4 protein-coding genes and 1 riboswitch are annotated in these 3,107 nt (G+C 72.0%); of the genes, 1 reads left to right on the plus strand and 3 read right to left on the minus strand.

The features are described from left to right. From NBW84_RS23570 to rpe, 3 genes are all read right to left on the minus strand, one after another. Positions 1 to 399, minus strand: a 399-nt coding sequence (locus NBW84_RS23570; protein ID WP_445548481.1) for a riboflavin synthase, incomplete at its 3' end; no start/stop codon positions are given. A 123-nt stretch (positions 400 to 522) separates the two neighbouring features. Then, positions 523 to 651, minus strand: a riboswitch (FMN riboswitch). Between the two features lie 267 nt (positions 652 to 918). Beyond that, entirely contained in the window at positions 919 to 1,407 is a 489-nt protein-coding gene (locus tag NBW84_RS23575; RefSeq protein ID WP_445548482.1) for a dCMP deaminase, read from the minus strand. 78 nt (positions 1,408 to 1,485) lie between these two features. Continuing rightward, entirely contained in the window at positions 1,486 to 2,184 is a 699-nt protein-coding gene (gene rpe / locus NBW84_RS23580; protein WP_250287518.1) for a ribulose-phosphate 3-epimerase, read from the minus strand. Between the two features lie 291 nt (positions 2,185 to 2,475). On the opposite strand from rpe, the gene NBW84_RS23585 reads away from it, so the two are divergent. After that, complete coding sequence (locus NBW84_RS23585) at positions 2,476 to 3,087, plus strand: hypothetical protein (protein ID WP_250287515.1); 612 nt, start codon at positions 2,476 to 2,478, stop codon at positions 3,085 to 3,087. Positions 3,088 to 3,107: the final 20 nt, after the last annotated feature.

Below are 3,107 nucleotides of genomic sequence, written 5' to 3' on the forward strand. Positions count from 1 at the left end.
TGTTGCCGCCGCGTCGCCGGAGGCCTCCACATGCACAACAGAGGTGCTGGAGCGGCGTTCGAGGACCACGCCGACGCCGTCCACGTGCCCCTGCACGAGATGCCCGCCGAGGCGGTCGGCCAGGCGCACGGGGCGCTCCAGGTTGACCCGGTCGCCGGCGCGCAGCCCACCCAGGGACGAGCGGTCGAGCGTCTCCTGCATGACGTCGGCCGCGAACGCCTGCCCCTCGCCGTGGGGGAACCAGCTGGTGACGGTCAGACAGACCCCGTTGACCGCGATGGACGCGCCCTCGCTGACGTCCTCAAGTACCTTCGTGGCGTCAATGACCAGCCGAGCGGCGGCCGGCCGTGGTTCGACGGCCGCGACCACGCCGAGTTCCTCGACGATGCCGGTGAACATTCCTGTGTGCCCTCTCGTCCCGGCACCACGTCCGAGACGGAGGCGATCACGCGGGACACGTCCGGCGCATGGGCGCTGGACGGGCCGTCGGCAGGCCTGTGGGCCGCCGGACAGCACACGCCCGCGCGCGTCCTCCCATCCGGACTTTCACCGTCGGCCCCGGAATTCCACCGGGTCAGCCGTCCGCTGGCTGCGGACGGGTCGCGGACTGTCACCGCCGGTTCGGATTTTCACCGACCCCGGAGCGCGCGTGCTGCTAACTACCTGACCAAGTCTGGCACACGCGGACGGCACAGGTGCAAGAAAGCTCACGCGATACCGGACGGCAGTACACCGCTCACTCTTCGTCCATCTTCACGTGTTCGACCGCGCATGGTCGGCCTTGTATATCCGCTTTTGCGGGTATTTGCTACCGGGGCCGCTACACTCAAGAGGTTTATATAAGTGTTCCATATGAGCGACGTCACATGCGCGGCATCATGTGAGAAACGTCATGCAAAAACGCCATGCGCGTAACGGTCACGCGAGCAGGTGGGCGTTGACCGCCCGGACCGCGGCGGCCAGCGCCGGCACCTCGACGACGTCGAGGCCGGCCCGCCGCATGATCTCCACGCCTTCGCAGTCGACGAACAGCACGGGTTCACGCCAGGCGAAGACCACCCGGCGGATCCCGCCCTCGATGATCAGCTCCGTGCAGGTCCGGGGCCGGGAGGCCCGGGCGCTGCACGGCTCCAGCGAGCTGTAGAGCGTCAGCGGGCCGACCGGGACCGGCAAGCCGTCCCGGCCGCGTCGCGCGAGCCTGCGCAGCGCGACCTCCTCGGCGTGGTCATGCGGGTCCAGCTCGCGCGAGTAACCGGTCGCCAGCACCCGCACGGGCGCGTCCGCCGCCGGGCCTGCGCAGTGGTCGACGATGACCGCGCCCACCGAGAACGCACCCGGTGACGGCGGGCACCGCCGGGAGATCTCGACCGCCATCCGCAGCCACCGCTCGTCCGCGCCGGCCGTCACCGCGGCGCCGGCCGTTCCCGCGGCGCCGGCCGTTCCCGCGCCTGGTGCCCTGGCGCCCGGCGTCCCGGCATCGCCCGGTCAGCCCTTCCCGGGGACCGGTGCCACCAGCCGGGGGGCGGCGGCCAGCGCCTGCGCGCGCAGCGCCTCCAGCGCCGCGGCCGGGTCGGCGGCGCCGTAGACGGCGGTGCCGGCGACGAAGACGTCCACCCCGGCCCGCGCGGCCCGTTCGATGGTCTCGGCGTTGACCCCGCCGTCGATCTGCAGCCACAGGTCGAGCCCCCGGTCGTCCAGCAGCCGCCGAGCCGCCTCGATCTTCGGCAGGACCTCGTCCATGAACTTCTGGCCGCCGAACCCGGGCTCGATGGTCATCAGCAGCAGCAGGTCGAAACGGTGCAGGTCGTCGACATAACGCTCGACCGGGGTGGCCGGTTTGACGGCGAGCCCGGTGCGCGCGCCGGCGGCCCGGATGGCGTCGGTCGTGCGGGGCAGGTCATGGACGGCCTCGGCGTGGATGGTCACGTTCGCCGCGCCCCGCTCGGCGTAGCCGGCGGCCCAGCGGTCCGGGTCGCCGATCATCAGATGGCAGTCGAGCGGGGTGGTGGTGACCGTGCGCAGGGCGGTCACCGTGTCCGGCGCGAACGCCAGGTTGGGGACGAAGTGGTAGTCCATGACGTCGACGTGCAGCCAGTCGGCGTGGCCCTCGACCGCGCGCGCGGCGTCGGCGACCCGCCCGAAATCGGCCGCCAGCAGGCTCGGATAGATCTGCGCGGTTGCCACACCCACGAGCGTATCGGCCCATCCCCGCCCCACCCCCGCCCCACCCACTCCTGTGGCGGTCATCCAGCCCCAGGACGACGCACCGGCCGGATGGCGGGAAGCCGGATGGCGGGAAGCCGGATGACGGGAAGCCGGCGCCCGTGGGGGCGGGCAGACCCGGAAGGGGTGAAGACGCTGGCCGCAGGTCTGCCAGGGGCGCCTGAAGGGAACTTTCGCACCGGAACGGAAACGCACAGCGTGGACGTGGCTACTCTGCGTCCGCAGTTCCGGGTGGAGAAAGGATACCGAATAGTGCATGTCATCCCACATGGCCCGGCCGCGGCACGACGCCGGCCGGCTGTGATCCTGACGACGCTGGTGACCACTGCCGCGCTGGCGGTCGGCCTGCCGCTGGCGGCCACACCCGCGCGGGCCCAGACCCCCACCCTGCCGCCGGTCCCGGCCCTCACCCCGGCACAGAGCCCGACGTCGACCGCCACGCAGAGCCCCGACCAGACCCAGAGCCCGACGGAAAGCCCCACCCAGAGCGAGAGCCCCGGGCAGCCCCAGGACCGGGTCCAGAACCTGTGCGGGCAGCCTTACGCGCCGTGGACCCTGCGGGAACAGCACGCCGGCCCGGGGGCTCGTGTCGAGATCTGGCAGAACCAGAACACCTACCAGGTGCGCCTGGCCAACCTCCAGGCCAACGGCAAGACCAACGTGGCCGGGGAGGCCGGCACCGTCAGGCAGGGCAACGACCTGGGACGGACGGCGTCGATCGGCGACGCGCCCACCGGCGGCTGGTGCTCCGACACCAGCACCGGCTCCATCTGGGGAGCCCTGAGCTGGGACGTGAACGGCGTCCACTACTGGCGCTCCATCGCCTGCAGCGCCGCCGGCTGCGTCAAGGCCCAGGTCCCCTGATCCTGGCGACCGTCGCCCAG

This window comes from Protofrankia sp. CiP1_Cm_nod2 (assembly GCF_920664355.1).
GTDB lineage: Bacteria > Actinomycetota > Actinomycetes > Frankiales > Frankiaceae > Protofrankia.